We start from the raw sequence: 18,833 nt of genomic DNA on the forward strand, positions 1-18,833 counted from the left end.
AAAACAACAAATCCAGAATGTCGAGTGCTATGTTCTTTCATTCGTTTAAGCCCGCATCAGCGGGCTGAGTTTGATGACAAAGTGGTCTTTGAACCCGAGATACCCGGGCCTAGCGCACCGAGGGGCCATTATGGGACACGTCCATGTGTCCCACCCTGCGGGCCGACAAAGTCGTTCCAATTTGCTCCCGGCAAATTGGTCGGCGGGCAAGCCGCTACGACCCCTTCGGCACGCTCTCCCTAATAACGGAGTTTGTCAGTAGTCTGAGCCCGCGTCAGCGGGCTTTTTTACGGCTATGCTCTGGGTAAACCAGCAGCCTGCTCTTCGGTAATCAAGCCCATTTTCTGCAGTTGAACGGCAATGCCCCAGGTTGAGCGTTCAAATTCGCTGCTCATTATCTCCAGCGTCATGCCGGCTGCGTGGCTTTCCTGCAACCGCTGCTTCTCTTCTTCATCCCACGGGAAATAAGATTTTGCCGGCCGCCCCTCAAAAATATTCTTCTGTCGCCGTTCCTCCGGCGTTAGCTTGGTCTTTTTCTGGCGTTCAGTTTCACTCTGAAACTCCTCGGCCAGAGCGAACAAAAGGCGTATCGCTTCCGGCGAACTGGCCATTGAGGCAGGTTTCAATAACTCGCCGGTATCGGGATTAACGCCATTTGCCAAAGCCCGCAATAAGGTGCTGGTGTTCATCATCTGTATCCTCATCCTGAGTGATCTTCTACGACAAAATGTCAGAGTATCTTCCTGGTTACTCCTCAATAAACCAATCTATTAGCGCAACCCGTTGTGCATTCTGCGCATTGGGTTCCAAGCCGTTATGCAACAACCATAGAAGAGGAGAACCTTTGAGCGCCATAACGCAAAAATCACATCGGATACGGAACGGCGTGGGTTTATGAAAAACTGCGACCGAGCAGGCACGGATGCCAATGGGTAACTTATCTCGCTGACTGATAGTATTTTATTCCAATTATCACCTAAGGTAATGAAAGGTGGGCCAAGCTGTGGCTAAATGTGTTTTTTCATGCCCGCAAGCCGTACGGACCCTTTATGCCGCAAATTCTGCAATTTATTTTTGCCCTGGTGGTGATCATCGCCCTGGCGCTGCTGGTCAGCAACGACCGCAAAAAAATCCGCCTGCGTTATATTATTCAACTTTTGGTCATTGAAGGCGCACTCGCCTATTTCTTCCTGCATTCAGAAAGTGGCCTTAGCGTCATCAGACACGTCGCCGGCTTCTTTGAAACGCTGCTGACATACGCTGCGCAAGGCTCCGACTTTGTGTTTGGCGGCATGAGCAAAGACGGGTTGGCGTTCATCTTCCTTGGGGTTTTGTGCCCGATTATCTTTATTTCCGCGCTAATCGGTATTTTGCAGCATTTCCGCATTCTGCCGCTGGTTATTCGTGTGGTCGGTACCCTGCTTTCCAAAGTTAACGGCATGGGCAAGCTGGAGTCGTTCAACGCCGTCAGCACGCTGGTGCTCGGACAATCGGAAAACTTCATCGCCTACAAGGGCATCATTGGTGATATCTCTCCGCGCCGCATGTACACCATGGCGGCAACCGCCATGTCGACAGTCTCCATGTCCATCGTTGGCGCCTATATGTCGATGATAGATGCGCAATACGTAGTCGCTGCGTTGATCCTGAATATGTTCAGCACCTTTATCATTTTGTCGATCATCAACCCCTATCAGTTGGACGATGAACCTGAGCTGAAGCTGAGCAAGCTGCATGAAGATCAGAGCTTCTTTGAAATGCTGGGCGAGTACATTTTGGCGGGCTTCAAAATTGCGATGATTATCGCTGCCATGCTGATCGGCTTTATTGCGCTGATTTCTGCGGTAAACGCCCTGTTCTCCGCCGTGTTCGGTATCAGCTTCCAGCAGATCCTGGGCTACGTATTCTATCCGTTGGCCTGGTTAATCGGCATCCCGGCACCGGATGCGCTGCGAGCCGGCAGCATCATGGCGACCAAGCTGGTAGCCAATGAATTTGTGGCAATGATTGAATTGAAGAAAATTGCGGCGGAGCTAACACCACGCGGCCTGGGCATCCTGTCGGTATTCCTGGTGTCCTTCGCCAACTTTGCCTCTATCGGCATCGTGGCCGGGGCAATCAAAGGGCTTAACGAACGACAGGGCAACGTGGTTTCTCGTTTTGGCCTGAAGCTGGTCTACGGCTCAACGCTGGTTAGCCTGCTGTCGGCGGCAATCGCCGGGCTGGTGCTATAAGCCAAACTCATATCCCGGCCTGCGGGCCGGGACTTCCTCAGAACGCGACACAGACAGGGGTATCAACCCGCATCACAGAATCCTGGGCAAACTGTTGCTTATAACTGCTACGCAGCGCCTCGATATTGGTTTCACTTTCCTTGCCCAGTGCATGGATCAGCATCAGCGCTTTGCTGTTCTCACGTGCCAGCTTGCCGTCATTACCCAGCCACTGCCCTTTGGCATCAAATACCGACAGCCCATCTTTAAAGCGCGGCGTCACTTGCCGATCCACAAAACTCTGCCACTCTGCTGCGCTAATCACCGGTCCCGTCGGGCGATTCAGACCAAAATACAGCGTGGTTTGCGTCATGGGATCGCCTACGGAGCAAGTCGCCGTCTTTTGCTGCGCGGTGTTTGGAACCGGAGCAACACAACCGCTAGTCAGCAAGGCAGCGGTTAAAGCCGTCGCCAGCAGGAGAGTATTTTTCATTTATCTTTATGTTCCTTAGTGAATGCCATTATCCGTTGTCGACCAGCCGCCTCAGACCTACTGCAATAAATATAGTCAGCCATAGAAACTAACACTGAATTTCTAATGCATCGATTAGCAATAAAAGACTAGAAAAGGCAATAAACAAGTTAAAAAAACCACCAATGGATTAATTAAAGTAATCCGAAGCGTCACCGGTTAGAAAAACTCAGTAGCGATATATCCCGTCGGCGATTACCCTTCCACCATTACACCCATTCCCGCCCACCCTGTGAATACCTTATGTTACTGAGCATTCTTTATATCATTGGCATCACTGCCGAAGCCATGACTGGCGCACTGGCCGCAGGCCGTCGCCAGATGGATATGTTTGGCGTAATTATTATCGCTTCGGCCACCGCGATCGGTGGCGGTTCGGTACGCGATATGCTGCTCGGGCATTTTCCATTGGGGTGGGTCAAACATCCTGAATATATCGTTATCGTCGCCATTGCCGCGATTGTCACTACCTGGCTGGCCCCCCTGATGCGTCACCTGCGCCGCCTGTTCCTGGTTTTGGATGCCGTTGGCCTGATTGTGTTTTCAATCATCGGTGCGCAGGTCGCGCTGGATATGGGCCATGGCGCCATCATCGCTGCGATTGCCGCCGTGATCACTGGCGTGTTCGGCGGCGTACTGCGCGATATGCTCTGCAACCGCATTCCGCTGGTTTTCCAGAAGGAAATCTATGCCGGTATCTCCTTTGGCGCCGCCTGGTTGTATATCGGCCTGCAACACTTCAGCCTGCCGCATAACATGGTGGTGATCATCACGCTGGTCGTCGGCCTCAGCGCCCGCTTGCTCGCCCTGCGCTTTCGTCTGGGCCTGCCGGTATTTAATTACCAGCACCCGGATCATTAATAATGGTTCATCTCAAGGGCAACATATGCTGCGCCAGGTAGTCTACAAAGACCCTCACCTTTGGCAGCATATGGCGGCTTGACGGCCACAGGGCAGAGAAAAAGCCCTGATCCTGCGTGTATTGATCCAACACCGCCGTCAGCCGTCCGGCGTTAACAGCCTGACACAGCGTAAAATCCGGCAGGTAGGCGATACCCAACCCTTCTTGGGTGGCGTGGATCAACGCTTCGATACTGTTGCAACTCAGCGTCACCGGGACTCGAAGGGAAACCGGTTCCCCATCAGCAAACAATGTCCACTCCTGCAGTTGCTGCCCCCCTGGATAGCGATAGCGTAAGCAGGCATGGCTGAGTAAATCTTCCGGTACCTGCGGCATGCCCCGCCGCTGGAAATACTCCGGCGCTCCCGCCAGTATCAACCGGAACGGCCCCAGCCGCCGAGCCATCAGCCTGGAGTCCGCCAGATCACCGCTGCGCACCGCCACGTCAATACCTTCGGCGATCAGATCCACCATCCGGTCATTAAAATCCACATCCAGCTCAACCTCGGGATAAAGCTCACTGAAATCAGCCAGCAGCGGGACCAACATTCGATAGCCAATAGCCGGCATGCTCACGCGTAGCTTGCCGCGCGGCGCATCAGAGATCCTCGCCATTTCGGCTTCTGCATTTTCAATTTCGCTGACGATGCGTTGGCAACGTTCAAAAAACAGTGCGCCTTCCTCGGTTAAATTGATGCGCCGGGTGCTGCGGTTAAACAGCCTGACACCCAATGATTCCTCCAGCCTGGCTACGCTTTTCCCTACGGCGGAAGCAGATATACCCAGCCGTTCACCTGCGGCGACAAAACTGTGTAGCTCGGCAGCGCGCACAAAAGCCAATAAGCCGCTGAGACTGTCCATCTGCGCTCCAATTAGAGAGTTATTGTCCTTAAAGAGTGGAGTAAAGCCCCATTTTTGGCCAATTAAATCCTCTTTATCATCCAATCCAGCCAACAATACTTTCGCTGGAGTCAATCATGACCACCCCTTTACGTCTGCCAACCCTTCCCCCAGCCCTGTCTGAGCACCCACAGCGTTGGGTTACCCTGTTCTCAGTCTGCCTCGCCGGATTGATCATGCCGATTAACTTTACTGGCCCGGCAGTCTCTCTACCCGCTATCGCCACCAGTTTGGGTGGCAGTGTCATCGCCCTCAGTTGGGTCACTAATGCCTTTATGCTGACCTTTGGCTGCAGCCTGATGATTGCCGGTGCGCTCGCCGATCGCTTTGGCCGTAAACGCGTGTTCATCAGCGGCCTGATGGTGATGACCCTAAGCTCACTGGCTATGCTGATGGTGCAGGACATCATCTCCTTTGATTTGATCCGTGCGTTGCAGGGTATTGCCGCCGCAGCGGCGTTTGCCGGGGGAACCGCCGGCCTGGCTCAGGTATTCGATGGCGCAGAACGCGCCAAGGCCTTCAGCCTGCTGGGCACCACCTTTGGCATCGGTCTGGCATTTGGCCCGCTGCTGGCAGGGTTTCTGGGGCAGCATTTTGGCTGGCACTCAATTTTTATCAGCGTGTCGCTGCTCAGTGCCATCGCCTTGTTCACCGGAATGCGTTATATGCATGAGTCGCGCGATCCTTCAGCGGCCAAACTTGACTGGCCCGGCGCGACCACTTTTACGCTGGCTCTGACGTTGTTGACCTATGCCGTATTGCAGGCCCCCGACAGCGGTTGGGGCAGCCGCGAAGTCATCGCCCTGTTCAGCGGCGCGCTGCTTTTTATGGTTGCCTTTATCCTGATAGAGAATCGCGTGCGCAGGCCAATGCTTGATCTGTCTTTATTCCGTTATCCACGCTTTATTGGCGTGCAGTTTTTGGCGGCTGCCCCGGCCTATTCCTATGTGGTACTGCTGGTTTTACTCCCGCTGCGCTTTATTGGCATCGAAGGTTACGGCACCCTGGAGGCGGGTATCATTATGTTCACACTCTCAGCGCCAATGCTGGTACTGCCGATGTTGGCCGGCATGTTGGCTCACCGGTTTTCCGCCGGCGTCATTTCCAGCCTGGGCCTGCTGATCTGCGCCTTCGGCCTGCTATGGCTGGCGCAATATTCGCCTGGCCAGCCGTTCCTGCTGCTTATCTTGCCGCTGTTGACCATTGGCTGTGGCATCAGCCTGCCCTGGGGATTAATGGATGGCCTGGCGGTCAGCGTGGTACCGAAGGATCGCGCAGGCATGGCTACGGGTATTTTTAGCACCATTCGGGTGGCGGGCGAAGGCATCGCACTCGCCGTGGTGGGCGCATTGTTGGCCACTTTGGTTGAACAGCACCTACCGGGCACCGCGCTGACTAACGCAGCCGCTGGTGCCCATCGGCTGGCAATGGGTGACCTACCGCAAGCGGCTGCACTGCTGAATATCGATACTGCAACGTTGAAGCAGAGCTACGAAGCCGCATTTCATAACCTGCTGTATATTCTGGCGCTAATGACAGCGATTTCAGCAGGCGTCGTTTTTATTTTCCTGCGCCATGCCTTGCCTCCGCCGATCGCCAACACTTTGACGACAACCGTAAACTCGCTTGTTGAGAAACCTACGGAGTAAATACCGCATTAATGGGTTCTGCAAAACCGGTTATTTGCTGGGATGCCAGCGTGCTGACCAGGGCCAGCAGTGGCGGGTGTTGAAGAAAATCGACAACCTGCCGCGCCCTTTTGGTACCAATACCGGCCATTGTCCGCCACGCCTCGGTTGGCAATTGCTGGGCCTGATGCCAGTTTTTCAACGTCACCGCTTGCTGTGGGGACAGCGGCGCACCTAAAGCAATTAACCAGCGGGCGAATGGCTGCTGCCGTGCCAACTGAAATTGCCGGTAAATACTCTGCCCTCGCTTATCACCAATACCAGAGGCAGACATCAACTGTTCCGGCGTCAGCATCAGCCAGTCCAACAGATGCCGTACCAACCCCTGATCGATTAATGCCTGCCAGGTGGATTCACTGACGCCGTGCAGATTTAACCCCTGTCGGCCACTTAGCCATGCCAGCCGGGCAAGAAATTGCTGACGACAATCCGGCCGCCAGCTAAAGCAACTCAACGGATGATAATCTTCTGCGGATGGCGCACTGGGTACTGACCTTTCTTTTACCCGCCAGACCACTTTATTCAGATGTGGAATACCGTGCCCCTTCAGGCTGATCGCCACTTGATCTCCTGGCGCAACCGCCCACTGTCGCCAACGTGACAGCGAACCGAGATTAACCCGTGCCACCCATTTGTCGTCCAGTCTGACAGGCTCCAGCCTCAGTACCACGGCGATTTTCCCGGTACGGCCCACATTGAAATCGACCCCATTGACCTGCGTAACCTGCTGCACAGGCGGATATTTCCAGGCCACGGCCCAATCGCCGGGCTTCGCTTGCCAATACCGTCCCTGCGGTGAACGCGCCTGATGAATCACCACACCATCGGTAACAAAAGGCAAGGCCGCCTGGTACCAGTGCTCCCGCCATTGCTGCACTTCCGCCAATGATTTCACCGGTTGCGAGTAAGCCTGGGCCAAGGGGAATCCCATTGCGGCAAGCTGCTGCAAACGCTGCGGCATGGCCTGAGGACCGTCCGGCCAAGCCCAGACAAACAGGCCAATCTGTTGCAATAGCGGCGAAAGCTGCTTTTTCATTAATGCACCGGCAACCCTCGCCCGGGCATTGATGCCGCCGCTGATTTTCTGTTGATGACCGTTCACCATCAGGAACAGCTCACCTTGCAGAGTCAGCGTCTGTGGAGACCCCTTGATACTGGCGGGTACTGCCGGTATCGCACGTACTTTTTCCAGCCAATTCTCCCCCTTTAGCCCATTTCCCCGACTGATGGCCGCCACCAGTTCTCCGTCACGATAAACCAGCGTAATGGCCACGCCGTCCACCTTGGGTTGCACCCAAAGATCGCTACGGCCATGTAGCCATTGGGCCACAGCAGCCGTATCCGGCAATTTACGTAATCCGGTATGCGCAACCGGGTGCGACACCTTGCCCGCCGGTAAAAGCGGAACAGGTTCATCTGCCGGTGCCAGCCCGGCGCAACCTAGCCACAGCCGCAGCTTTTTCCGCAGGCTGTCGTACACTTCATCCTCAATTAAACTGTTTCCCTGTTGGTAATAAGCCACATCCCAGCGCTCAAGCTGGTTTTTTAACGTGGTTATCTCCAGTTGCAGCCGCTCAGGTCGCCATGTCGGGCAAGTCTCCGCCCATAGCGACCCACTAAACGCCAAACAACCCAGCAGGATCATCCCGATCCCCATGACACCCTTATGCATTGAGCACCTCCCTGATAACCGGCAGTAAATCCGGGAAGTGAAGGCACGGCAATGGCCAATGAGTCGTTATGCAAAACGGCTCGAGAAAAACAGATCGCGTTGCAGAAAACTGCCAAAACTTAGCGATACGCTGCGCAAACTCGCCAGTTTGAGGTTTTTTCAGCACAAAGCGGCGGGCAAAATGCGAGCTAACGCTGCATCCGGCTCGTTAGCCGTGTATACTGTGCGGAGAAAATACACATCCGCTGTTATTGGCATATCAACCGCTATCAACGAACATCATCATGGCTCAAGGCACGCTTTATATTGTCTCTGCCCCCAGTGGCGCAGGGAAATCAAGTCTGATTCAGGCTTTGTTAAAGACGCAACCGCTGTACGACACGCAGGTTTCGGTTTCGCACACCACGCGCGACAGCCGCCCGGGTGAACAGCACGGCGATCATTATTTCTTCGTCTCAAAAGATGAATTCTGCCAAATGATTGAGCAGGATGCGTTTCTTGAGCACGCGGAAGTGTTCGGCAACTATTACGGGACCTCACGTGCCGCTATTGAGCAAGTGTTGTCGACCGGCGTAGACGTTTTCCTGGATATCGACTGGCAGGGCGCACAGCAAATTCGCGCCAAAATGCCACAGGCGCGCAGCATCTTTATTTTGCCGCCGTCGAAGGACGAACTTGGCCGTCGCCTGCGTGGCCGCGGGCAAGACTCGGATGAGGTGATCGCCAAACGCATGGCTCAGGCCGTGGCCGAAATGGCACACTACGCGGAGTATGATTATTTAATCGTGAACGATGATTTCGATCTGGCCCTGTCCGATCTGAAAACCATTATTCGCGCCGAACGCCTGCGTTTAGGCCGCCAATTACTGCGGCATGACGCTTTAATCAGCAAACTATTGGCAGACTGAAGACAGTTTCAGTATTATGCCCAGTCTTTTCGTCACCTGTGGAGTAGCACAAATATGGCACGCGTAACTGTTCAAGACGCTGTAGAGAAAATTGGTAACCGTTTTGACCTGGTGTTGGTCGCTGCTCGTCGGGCACGTCAAATCCAGACTGGCGGTAAAGATGCACTTGTTCCGGAAGAAAACGACAAGTACACCGTTATCGCGCTGCGCGAAATCGAAGAAGGCCTGATCACCAGCCAAATCCTCGATGTTCGTGATCGTCAGGAGCAGCAAGAGCAGGAAGCCGCAGAGATTCAAGCGGTTACCGCCATTGCTGAAGGTCGTCGTTAATTAGACTGCGAGTCTGCCTTTGTACCTGTTTGAAAGCCTGAATCTGCTGATTCAACGTTACCTGCCTGAGGAGCAGATTAAGCGCCTCAAACAGGCATACCTCGTTGCACGTGATGCTCACGAGGGACAGACACGCTCCAGCGGTGAGCCCTACATTACTCACCCGGTTGCCGTGGCCTGCATTCTGGCGGAAATGCGTCTCGATCATGAGACGCTGATGGCAGCCCTGCTGCACGACGTCATCGAAGATACCCCGGCCACCTACCAGGATATGGAACAGCTATTCGGCAAAAGCGTTGCCGAACTGGTTGAAGGCGTATCCAAGCTCGACAAGCTGAAGTTCCAGGATAAAAAAGAAGCTCAGGCGGAAAACTTCCGCAAGATGATCATGGCGATGGTGCAGGATATCCGCGTCGTGCTGATCAAGCTGGCCGACCGTACGCACAACATGCGCACTCTCGGTTCGCTGCGTCCTGACAAACGGCGGCGTATTGCACGTGAAACCCTGGAAATCTACAGCCCCCTGGCCCATCGCCTGGGTATTCACCACCTGAAAACCGAGCTGGAAGAGCTGGGTTTTGAGGCGTTGTACCCGAACCGCTATCGCGTAATCAAAGAAGTGGTGAAAGCCGCACGCGGTAACCGTAAAGAGATGATCCAGAAGATTCTCTCCGAGATCGAAGGGCGACTGACCGAGGCCGGCATTCCCTGCCGCGTCAGCGGACGGGAAAAACATCTGTATTCCATCTACCTCAAGATGCACCTGAAAGAACAGCGTTTCCATTCGATTATGGATATCTACGCGTTCCGGGTGATCGTGAAGGAAGTCGACACCTGCTACCGCGTGCTGGGCCAGGCTCACAGCCTGTACAAACCGCGTCCGGGCAGGGTCAAAGACTATATCGCCATTCCTAAGGCCAACGGCTATCAATCGCTGCACACCTCACTGATCGGCCCACATGGCGTACCGGTTGAAGTGCAGATCCGTACCGAAGATATGGATCAGATGGCCGAAATGGGGGTCGCCGCGCACTGGGCTTATAAAGAAAAAGAACAGGGCGAAACCGGCACCACCGCACAAATCCGCGCTCAGCGCTGGATGCAGAGCTTGCTGGAGCTGCAACAAAGCGCCGGCAGTTCGTTTGAATTTATCGAGAGCGTAAAATCCGATCTGTTCCCGGATGAGATTTACGTTTTCACCCCGGAAGGTCGCATTGTTGAATTGCCTGCGGGCGCAACGCCGGTCGACTTCGCCTACGCGGTGCACACCGATATCGGCCACGCCTGCGTTGGCGCACGTGTTGATCGCCAGCCATACCCGCTGTCACAGTCCTTGACCAGCGGGCAAACGGTCGAAATCATCACGGCTCCTGGTGCGCGGCCTAACGCCGCCTGGCTGAACTTTGTCGTCAGCTCAAAAGCGCGCGCAAAAATCCGCCAGATGCTGAAAAACCTCAAACGCGATGATTCAGTCGGCCTCGGCCGCCGCTTGTTAAATCATGCATTGGGCGGCAGTCGCAAACTGGCAGAGGTTCCGGCAGAAAATATCCAACACGAGTTGGATCGCATGAAACTGGCGACGCTGGACGACCTGTTGGCTGAAATCGGCTTGGGCAATGCCATGAGCGTGGTGGTAGCGAAAAACCTGCAGGGTGACCAGTCTAATCTGGGGGCCTCCTCTGGGGTTCGTAATCTGGCGATCAAGGGCTCAGACGGCGTGCTGATCACCTTCGCTAAATGCTGCCGACCTATTCCAGGCGATCCGATCATCGCCCATGTCAGCCCAGGCAAAGGCCTGGTGATCCACCATGAGTCCTGCCGAAATATCCGCGGCTACCAGAAAGAACCTGAAAAATTCATGGCGGTAGAGTGGGATCAAGACATCGAACAGGAATTCATCGCCGAGATCAAAGTGGACATGTTTAATCATCAGGGGGCACTGGCCAACCTGACGGCAGCCATCAATGCGGCTGAGTCCAATATTCAAAGCCTGAATACCGAAGAAAAAGACGGCCGGGTTTATAGTGCATTTATCCGTTTGACCACCCGCGATCGCATCCATCTGGCAAATATTATGCGTAAAATCCGTATCATGCCGGATGTGATTAAAGTTAACCGTAACCGAAATTAGCGCTTATGAGTCCTGAACGCTATGCGCGGATTTGTGAAATGCTGGCCACCCGGCAGCCGGATTTAACCGTCTGCCTGGAACAGGTTCACAAACCGCATAACGTCTCCGCCATTATCCGCACCGCCGACGCCGTCGGCGTGCATCAGGTGCATGCCGTGTGGCCAACCCCACGCATGCGAACCCTGGTTTCCTCCGCCGCCGGCAGCAACAGTTGGGTGAATGTCAAAACCCATCCCACCATCGTCGACGCCGTGACCCATTTGAAAGATCAGGGTATGCAGATTCTGGCAACCAACCTCTCCGCCCGCGCAGTAGACTTCCGCGAGGTGGATTACACCCGCCCGACCTGCGTGCTGCTGGGCCAGGAAAAAACCGGTATTACCGAAGAAGCCCTGCGGCTTGCCGATCAGGACATCATCATTCCAATGATCGGTATGGTGCAGTCACTCAACGTGTCGGTCGCCTCAGCATTGATCCTGTACGAAGCACAACGCCAGCGGCAAAATGCCGGTCTGTATCGTCGTGAGCACAGCATGCTCGACCAGGAAGAACAACAGCGCCTGCTGTTTGAAGGTGGTTATCCGGTGCTGGCCAACGTCGCCAAACGCAAAAGGCTGCCGCGTCCGCACATTGATGAACAGGGCCAGGTGGTCGCCGATGCCGAATGGTGGGCAGCCATGCAAGCGACGGTACGCAAATGAAAGGCCGCCTGCTGGATGCTGTCCCACTCACCACACTTTCCGGCGTGGGTGCCAGCCAGGCGGAAAAACTGGCCAAAATTGGCCTGGAAACCATTCAGGATTTGCTGCTGCACCTGCCACTGCGCTACGAAGACCGCACCCGCCTCTATCCAATAAACGACCTGCAGCCGGGCATTTTTGCCACGGTGGAAGGTGAAGTACTGCGTACGGACATCAGTTTTGGCCGTCGACGTATGCTGACCTGCCAGATCAGTGACGGTACCGGCCTGCTCACCATGCGCTTCTTCAACTTCAATGCGGCGATGAAAAACAGCCTGGCAACCGGCCGTCGCGTAACCGCCTATGGTGAAGTCAAACGCGGCAATCACGGCGCAGAAATTATTCACCCGGAATACCGCATTCAGGGAGAAAGCAGCGAGGTTGAGCTGCAAGAATCACTGACCCCGGTCTACCCAACGACTGAAGGTATCCGGCAGGCTACGCTGCGCAAACTGACCGATCAGGCTCTGGAACTGTTGGATACCTGCGCCATCACCGAACTGCTGCCGTCGGAACTGAGCGGTGGTTTGATGAGTCTGCCACAGGCATTGCATACCCTGCACCGCCCGCCGCCGGATATCCAGCTGGTTGATTTGGAACAGGGCAAACACCCGGCGCAAAAACGACTGATCATGGAAGAGCTGCTGGCGCATAACCTCAGTATGCTGGCGGTACGCGCCGGCGCTCAGAGCTATCAGGCGCTGCCTCTGATGCCGGATGATCGGCTTAAAACACAATTTCTCGCCCAGTTACCCTTTACACCGACCGGCGCCCAAGACCGCGTGGTGGCCGATATAGAAGCCGATATGCAAAAAGGCTTCCCGATGATGCGCCTGGTACAGGGCGACGTCGGCTCCGGTAAAACGCTGGTGGCTGCACTGGCCGCGCTACGCGCTATCGCCCACGGCAAGCAGGTGGCATTGATGGCGCCTACGGAACTGCTGGCCGAACAGCATGCCAACAATTTCCGCCAGTGGTTTGAACCGCTGGGATTAGAAGTTGGCTGGCTGGCCGGCAAGCAAAAAGGCAAGGCGCGTATCGCACAGCAAGAGGCTATTGCCAGTGGTCAGGTGTCGATGGTGGTCGGCACGCACGCCATCTTCCAGGAACAGGTGAAATTTTCCGGCCTGGCACTGGTGATCATCGACGAACAGCACCGTTTTGGCGTCCACCAGCGACTGGCACTGTGGGAAAAGGGGGAGGAGCAAGGCTTCCATGCCCATCAGTTGATCATGACCGCCACGCCCATCCCACGCACGCTGGCAATGACCGCCTATGCCGATCTCGACACCTCGGTGATCGACGAGCTGCCCCCGGGCAGAACGCCGGTCACTACCGTCGCGATACCCGATACCCGACGCGCCGATATAATCCAGCGGGTGAAAAGCGCCTGCCTGGAAGAAGGCCGGCAAGCATATTGGGTTTGTACGCTGATCGAAGAGTCTGAACTACTCGAAGCCCAGGCCGCAGAAGCCACCTGGGAAGAACTGAAAACCGCGCTGCCGGAGCTGAAAGTCGCGTTGATACATGGCCGAATGAAAGCGCAAGAGAAGCAGGCGGTGATGCAGGCCTTTAAACAAGGCGAGCTCCAGCTGTTGGTGGCGACGACGGTGATCGAAGTCGGTGTCGACGTGCCGAATGCCAGCCTGATGATCATCGAAAACCCAGAGCGGTTAGGACTGGCACAGTTGCATCAGCTGCGTGGCCGCGTGGGCCGTGGTGCCGTGGCGTCACATTGCGTGTTGCTGTACAAAACGCCACTGAGCAAAACCGCACAGAAGCGGCTGCAGGTGCTGCGTGACAGCAATGACGGCTTCGTCATTGCCCAGCAGGATCTGGAGATCCGTGGCCCCGGGGAGCTGCTTGGCACACGCCAAACCGGCAGCGCCGAGTTTAAGGTAGCCGATTTACTACGCGATCAGGCGATGATCCCGGAAGTACAACGCGTCGCTCGTCATATCCATCAGCAATACCCGCAACATGCCCACGCCCTGATTGAACGCTGGTTACCGGAAAAAGCGCGTTACTCAAACGCCTAATTCCCTGCCAAAACAAAGGGCGCCAATCGGCGCCCTTCTGGTTTATTGCTATCTGCTAATCAACCTATCGCCGGGAACACCGGCAACAGCAGATACAGCTTAATCACAATCGCGTTGGCGATATCAATAAAGAACGCCCCCACCATCGGCACCACCAGAAACGCCAGGTGCGATGGGCCGAAGCGATCGGTAATCGCCTGCATATTGGCAATCGCCGTTGGCGTCGCGCCCATGCCGAAGCCACAGTGGCCAGCGGCCAGAACCGCCGCATCGTAGTTTTTGCCCATCACCCGGTAGGTGACGAAAATCGCGTACAGCGCCATCACCAGCGTTTGCACCGCCAGGATCGCCAACATCGGCAGCGCCAACGAAGCCAGTTCCCATAGCCGCAGGCTCATCAACGCCATGGCCAGGAACAGTGACAGGCTGACGTTACCCAGCACCGATACCGCGCGTTCAAACACGGTATAAAAGCCGGTAAAGGCCAGGGTGTTGCTGAGGATCACGCCAACAAACAGCACGCAGACGAAGTTTGGCAGTTCAAACACCGTACCATTCAACAGGCCGGCGATAAGCTGCCCCAGACTCAGACAGATGGCGATCATGGCGATGGTTTCAATCATGACCAGCGAGGTGATCAAACGACCGCTCTCCGGCTTTTCAAAACCGCTTGGCTGGACGCTGTCATCCGGCGTGCCTTCCGGCGTGGACGAGTGTTTCACCAGATAACGCGCAACCGGGCCGCCGATCAGGCCACCCAGTACCAGCCCGAAGGTGGCGCAGGCCATCGCCACTTCCGTGGCGTTTTCAAACCCGTAGCGTTCAATAAACAGCTTGCTCCAGGCCGCCCCGGTGCCATGGCCACCGGACAAGGTGATGGAGCCGGCAATCAGACCCATCAGCGGATCCAGACCCAGCATTTTTGCCATGCCGATGCCGATGGCGTTCTGCACCAGCAGCAGGCCCAGCACCACAAACAGGAACACCATTAATGCCTTGCCGCCCGCACGCAATCGCGCCAGGTTGGCATTCAGACCGATGGTGGCGAAGAAGGCCAGCATCAACGGGTCTTTTAGCGACATATCGAAGCTGATTTCCCAGTTAACCAGCTTTTTCAAGGCTAACAACAGGAGCGCCACCAGCAAACCACCGGCGACAGGGGCGGGGATAGTGTATTTTCTCAACAGGGGAATGCTGGTGACACATTTGCCCCCGAGGAGCAAAACCAATGTTGCCGCGACTAACGTGCCATAAGTATCAAGATGAAACATCCAGGTACTCCATGTAAGGGGAAAGATCCAATTAAGAAATAATAAGTTATAGAAAACCGCTTAGTTTTTAAAACTTGATGAGTGCGGGATTAGAAGTAAAAAACGCTGATAACACAAGAAAAAATGAATGAAAATGCGACATAACCGGCGATAAAGCTAACATAACTTTAACGCGCAACCGTTTGCTTTTGTGGGTCAAATCATTAAAATGCCTGCTTTGCCGTTTCTGGAAATGCCACACCATGACCATGCCATCCGCCGAGCTCGATGCCGCGCAAAAAACCACTGCCACCCCCCCTAACAGCGAGCTGATTTATCGCCTGGAAGACCGCCCACCTCTGCCGCAAACGCTGTTTGCCGCCGGTCAGCACCTGTTGGCAATGTTTGTTGCGGTGATCACCCCGGCGCTGTTGATTTGTCAGGCGTTAGGGTTACCGGCACAAGATACTCAGCACATTATCAGCATGTCGCTGTTTGCCTCCGGTCTGGCCTCGATCCTGCAAATTAAAACCTGGGGACCGGTCGGTTCTGGCCTGCTGTCCATTCAGGGCACCAGCTTTAACTTTGTCTCACCGCTGATTATGGGCGGTCTGGCGCTGAAAAACGGCGGTGCCGACGTGCCGACCATGATGGCAGCGCTGTTTGGCACGCTAATGGTCGCCTCCTGCACCGAAATCCTGTTGTCGCGCGTCCTTCATCTGGCACGCCGTATTATCACCCCGCTGGTCTCCGGCATTGTGGTGATGATTATCGGTTTATCGCTGATCCAGGTCGGGCTGACCTCCATCGGCGGCGGTTATGCCGCGATGAACGGGGGCAGCTTCGGCGCCCCTAAAAACCTGCTGCTGGCCGGTGCGGTATTATTGGTCATCATTCTGCTTAACCGTCAGCGCAACCCCTACCTGCGCGTTGCCTCACTGGTGATTGCCATGGCGGTCGGCTATCTGCTGGCCTGGGCCATGGATATGTTGCCGCAAAGCCAACCGGCTCTCGAGACGGCAGCCATCGTCATCCCAACGCCGCTCTATTACGGTCTGGGCTTTGACTGGAACCTGCTGTTACCTCTGATGTTGATCTTTATGGTCACCTCACTGGAAACCATCGGCGATATCACCGCCACCTCGGACGTGTCGGAACAGCCGGTCAGCGGTCCGCTGTATATGAAGCGTCTGAAGGGCGGCGTGTTGGCTAACGGCCTGAACTCGATGCTGTCGGCAGTATTCAACACCTTCCCCAACTCCTGCTTTGGTCAGAACAATGGCGTGATCCAACTGACCGGCGTTGCCAGCCGCTATGTCGGTTTCGTGGTGGCGCTGATGCTGATCGTACTGGGGCTGTTCCCGGCGGTGGCCGGTTTCGTGCAACATATTCCCGAACCGGTTCTGGGCGGTGCAACCCTGGTGATGTTCGGCACCATCGCCGCATCTGGCGTGCGTATCGTGTCTCGCGAACGACTGAATCGCCGCGCAATCATGATCATGGCGCTGTCTCTGGCGGTGGGTATGGGCGTGTCGCAACAGCCGCTGATCCTGCAGTTCGCTCCGGACTGGCTGAAAACCCTGCTCTCCTCAGGCATTGCTGCCGGGGGTATCACCGCTATCGTGCTGAACCTGGTGTTCCCACACGAACACGAAAAGCCATAATCGGCCACGCTGACAGTCAAACGGCCGCTCGCGGCCGTTTTTTTATTGCCTATCAGACCATTGCACTTGAGATGCCCGGCCAATTGCGGCATAAACAGGGTATCTTTTTTGACCGACGCGGATGTAGACGATGAAATTTATCGGGAAACTGTTGCTGACGTTGCTGCTGCTGGTAGTGCTTGCCATTGCGCTGTTGTACGTCATTGGGCAAACCCGTTGGGCCGCGGGCTACTTGAGCCGCTGGATCAGCGATAACAGTGAATATCGCCTGTCGGTAGCGAAGATCTCGCACTCGTGGGACCAGCCGGGTCAAATCAGCCTGGAAGACGTTCAATTAGCGACAAAGAATCAGCCACCCTCGCTGGTCGCCAAGCGACTGGATTTAGGCCTCAGCCTGCGCCAACTTACCGAGCCGCGTTATTTCCATAGCGTAACGCTACGAGACGGTACGCTTAAGCTACCTCAGCAAAATGCTGTATTGCCGATTCAGGCCGATGTGCTGCAACTGAGCAATATGGCACTGCAAGTCAACGATGAAATCTGGCAGCTCAATGCGCAACGGGTCAATGCCGGTATTACGCCATGGCAACCGAAAGCCGGTCATCCCTTGGGTGAGAACCATCAATTCCAGTTCAGCGCCGGTTCCATGACGCTGAACGGCATCCCCGCCTCTCAGGTATTGGTACAGGGCGAACTCAAACAAAACCAGTTGCTGCTCAGCAACTTCGGCGCCGATCTGGCGCAAGGTGATTTGACTGGCGTAGCCACCCGCGCCGCCAATGGCAGTTGGCAGGTAGAACGCCTGCGGCTGAGTGGCGTACGTATGCAGACACCACTGACGCTGGAACAGTTCTGGCAGCGCTTTACTGCCCTGCCGCCGATCACACTCAAACGTTTTGATCTGATCGATGCGCGGCTGGAAGGCAAAGAATGGGCATTCAACGATCTCGATCTGTCGCTGCAAAACGTCACCTTCCAGCAGGGCGACTGGAGCAGTCCGGACGGTTCGCTGAACTTCAACGCCAGCGATTTGATCAACGGCGGCTTCCACCTGATTGACCCAATCATGAATATGCGCCTCTCGCCGGCCGGCATTGCCATTCAACAGTTCACCACCCGCTGGGAAGGCGGGCTGTTGCGCACTTCCGGCAACTGGCTGCGCGCCAATAACCGACTGCAACTCGATGAGGTGGCGGTCGCCGCGTTGGAATACACCTTGCCGAGCAACTGGCGCGGGCTGTGGCTACAAACGCTGCCACACTGGTTGGCGGAGGTATACGTCAACAAGCTGACCACCAACCGCAACCTGATCATCGATATCAACCCGGCCTTCCCTTTCCAGGTAACCGCGCTGGACGGCTACGGCAGTAACCTGCTGCTGGCACGCGACCACCAATGGGGCATCTGGTCCGGTACGCTGAACCTCAATGGCAGCGAAGCCACCTTCAACAAGATAGACGTTCGCCGCCCATCGTTGGCGCTGAACGCCAATGACGGGCAGATCAACGTCACCGATCTCAGTGCCTTTATGCCGCAGGGATTGCTGGAAGCCAAAGCCACCATCGAGCAACTGCCGGGTAAACCCTTTACGCTGTCGCTCAACGGGCGCTCCGTACCGGTGAACACCCTGCAACAATGGGGATGGCAGCAGGTACCACTGGAAGGTGACGGTAACCTGCAATTACAGTTGAAAGGTCTACTGAACAGCGACGGGCCGTTTAAGGCTTCTTTGCAGGGCCGGCTGCAGGCCACCAGCAAAAACGGGCAAACACTGGAACAACAACTGCCTTGATGGAAAGGGGCGGCCTACCCGCGTGATTTAGCGTGGTGTGCCGCCCAATAACCGATATAAGCTGAAAACCCCA

At 55.5% G+C, this 18,833-nt stretch carries 15 protein-coding genes; 10 read left to right on the forward strand and 5 right to left on the reverse strand.

Annotation, left to right across the window (positions count from 1 at the left end):
* Positions 1-293: 293 nt before the first annotated feature.
* Positions 294-689 (reverse strand): hypothetical protein, encoded by a 396-nt coding sequence (locus ACNT1W_RS01765; RefSeq protein WP_026142598.1) that lies wholly within the window; start codon positions 687-689, stop codon positions 294-296.
* A 360-nt stretch (positions 690-1,049) separates the two neighbouring features.
* Between ACNT1W_RS01765 and ACNT1W_RS01770 the strand changes: the two genes are divergently transcribed.
* Positions 1,050-2,234, forward strand: coding sequence for a NupC/NupG family nucleoside CNT transporter (locus tag ACNT1W_RS01770; protein WP_012147531.1), 1,185 nt, complete (start codon positions 1,050-1,052; stop codon positions 2,232-2,234).
* Positions 2,235-2,271: 37 nt separating this feature from the next.
* On the opposite strand, the gene ACNT1W_RS01775 is transcribed toward ACNT1W_RS01770, so the two are convergent.
* The gene (locus ACNT1W_RS01775) at positions 2,272-2,706 is read right to left on the reverse strand and encodes a DUF3574 domain-containing protein (protein WP_259191880.1); all 435 of its coding nucleotides are present in this window, start codon (positions 2,704-2,706) and stop codon (positions 2,272-2,274) included.
* A gap of 282 nt (positions 2,707-2,988) precedes the next feature.
* On the opposite strand from ACNT1W_RS01775, the gene ACNT1W_RS01780 reads away from it, so the two are divergent.
* Positions 2,989-3,606, forward strand: coding sequence for a trimeric intracellular cation channel family protein (locus ACNT1W_RS01780; RefSeq protein WP_017894457.1), 618 nt, complete (start codon positions 2,989-2,991; stop codon positions 3,604-3,606).
* A 7-nt stretch (positions 3,607-3,613) separates the two neighbouring features.
* Here the strand turns inward: ACNT1W_RS01780 and ACNT1W_RS01785 are convergent, their stop codons facing one another.
* Positions 3,614-4,507, reverse strand: a complete 894-nt coding sequence (locus ACNT1W_RS01785) for a LysR family transcriptional regulator (RefSeq protein ID WP_419246337.1) — start codon at positions 4,505-4,507, stop codon at positions 3,614-3,616.
* Positions 4,508-4,623: 116 nt separating this feature from the next.
* Here ACNT1W_RS01785 and ACNT1W_RS01790 point away from each other — a divergent pair, with 116 nt between their 5' ends.
* Complete coding sequence (locus ACNT1W_RS01790; protein ID WP_419246338.1) at positions 4,624-6,195, forward strand: MFS transporter; 1,572 nt, start codon at positions 4,624-4,626, stop codon at positions 6,193-6,195.
* Here ACNT1W_RS01790 and ligB read toward each other — a convergent pair.
* Entirely contained in the window at positions 6,185-7,906 is a 1,722-nt protein-coding gene (gene ligB, locus ACNT1W_RS01795) for an NAD-dependent DNA ligase LigB (RefSeq protein WP_259191882.1), read from the reverse strand. The two genes, ACNT1W_RS01790 and ligB, sit on opposite strands and share 11 nt — an antisense overlap.
* Positions 7,907-8,190: 284 nt before the next feature.
* Between ligB and gmk the strand changes: the two genes are divergently transcribed.
* The 5 genes from gmk to recG are packed head-to-tail and all read left to right on the forward strand — an operon-like array spanning position 8,191 to position 14,054.
* A complete protein-coding gene (gmk, locus tag ACNT1W_RS01800; protein WP_012147536.1) occupies positions 8,191-8,814 on the forward strand; it encodes a guanylate kinase in 624 nt (207 codons plus the stop codon).
* A 54-nt stretch (positions 8,815-8,868) separates the two neighbouring features.
* The gene (rpoZ, locus tag ACNT1W_RS01805; RefSeq protein WP_004953385.1) at positions 8,869-9,144 is read left to right on the forward strand and encodes a DNA-directed RNA polymerase subunit omega; all 276 of its coding nucleotides are present in this window, start codon (positions 8,869-8,871) and stop codon (positions 9,142-9,144) included.
* Positions 9,145-9,163: 19 nt separating this feature from the next.
* Positions 9,164-11,275 carry a bifunctional GTP diphosphokinase/guanosine-3',5'-bis pyrophosphate 3'-pyrophosphohydrolase gene (spoT, locus tag ACNT1W_RS01810; protein ID WP_012147537.1) on the forward strand — a complete coding sequence of 704 codons (2,112 nt, stop codon included), beginning with the start codon at positions 9,164-9,166 and terminating at the stop codon, positions 11,273-11,275.
* A 5-nt stretch (positions 11,276-11,280) separates the two neighbouring features.
* A complete protein-coding gene (gene trmH / locus ACNT1W_RS01815) occupies positions 11,281-11,976 on the forward strand; it encodes a tRNA (guanosine(18)-2'-O)-methyltransferase TrmH (protein ID WP_012147538.1) in 696 nt (231 codons plus the stop codon).
* Complete coding sequence (recG, locus tag ACNT1W_RS01820; protein ID WP_419246339.1) at positions 11,973-14,054, forward strand: ATP-dependent DNA helicase RecG; 2,082 nt, start codon at positions 11,973-11,975, stop codon at positions 14,052-14,054. Before trmH ends, recG begins: the two co-directional genes overlap by 4 nt.
* Positions 14,055-14,113: 59 nt before the next feature.
* On the opposite strand, the gene gltS is transcribed toward recG, so the two are convergent.
* Positions 14,114-15,325: a sodium/glutamate symporter gene (gene gltS / locus ACNT1W_RS01825; RefSeq protein ID WP_017894460.1), complete on the reverse strand. Its 1,212-nt coding sequence runs from the start codon at positions 15,323-15,325 to the stop codon at positions 14,114-14,116.
* A 242-nt stretch (positions 15,326-15,567) separates the two neighbouring features.
* Between gltS and ACNT1W_RS01830 the strand changes: the two genes are divergently transcribed.
* Both ACNT1W_RS01830 and ACNT1W_RS01835 read left to right on the forward strand, forming a co-directional pair.
* Positions 15,568-16,968 (forward strand): nucleobase:cation symporter-2 family protein, encoded by a 1,401-nt coding sequence (locus ACNT1W_RS01830; protein ID WP_419246340.1) that lies wholly within the window; start codon positions 15,568-15,570, stop codon positions 16,966-16,968.
* Between the two features lie 130 nt (positions 16,969-17,098).
* Entirely contained in the window at positions 17,099-18,760 is a 1,662-nt protein-coding gene (locus tag ACNT1W_RS01835) for an AsmA family protein (protein ID WP_419246341.1), read from the forward strand.
* Positions 18,761-18,833: the final 73 nt, after the last annotated feature.

Source organism: Serratia sp. NFX21, assembly GCF_048517035.1.
In the GTDB taxonomy this organism is placed as follows: domain Bacteria; phylum Pseudomonadota; class Gammaproteobacteria; order Enterobacterales; family Enterobacteriaceae; genus Serratia; species Serratia quinivorans.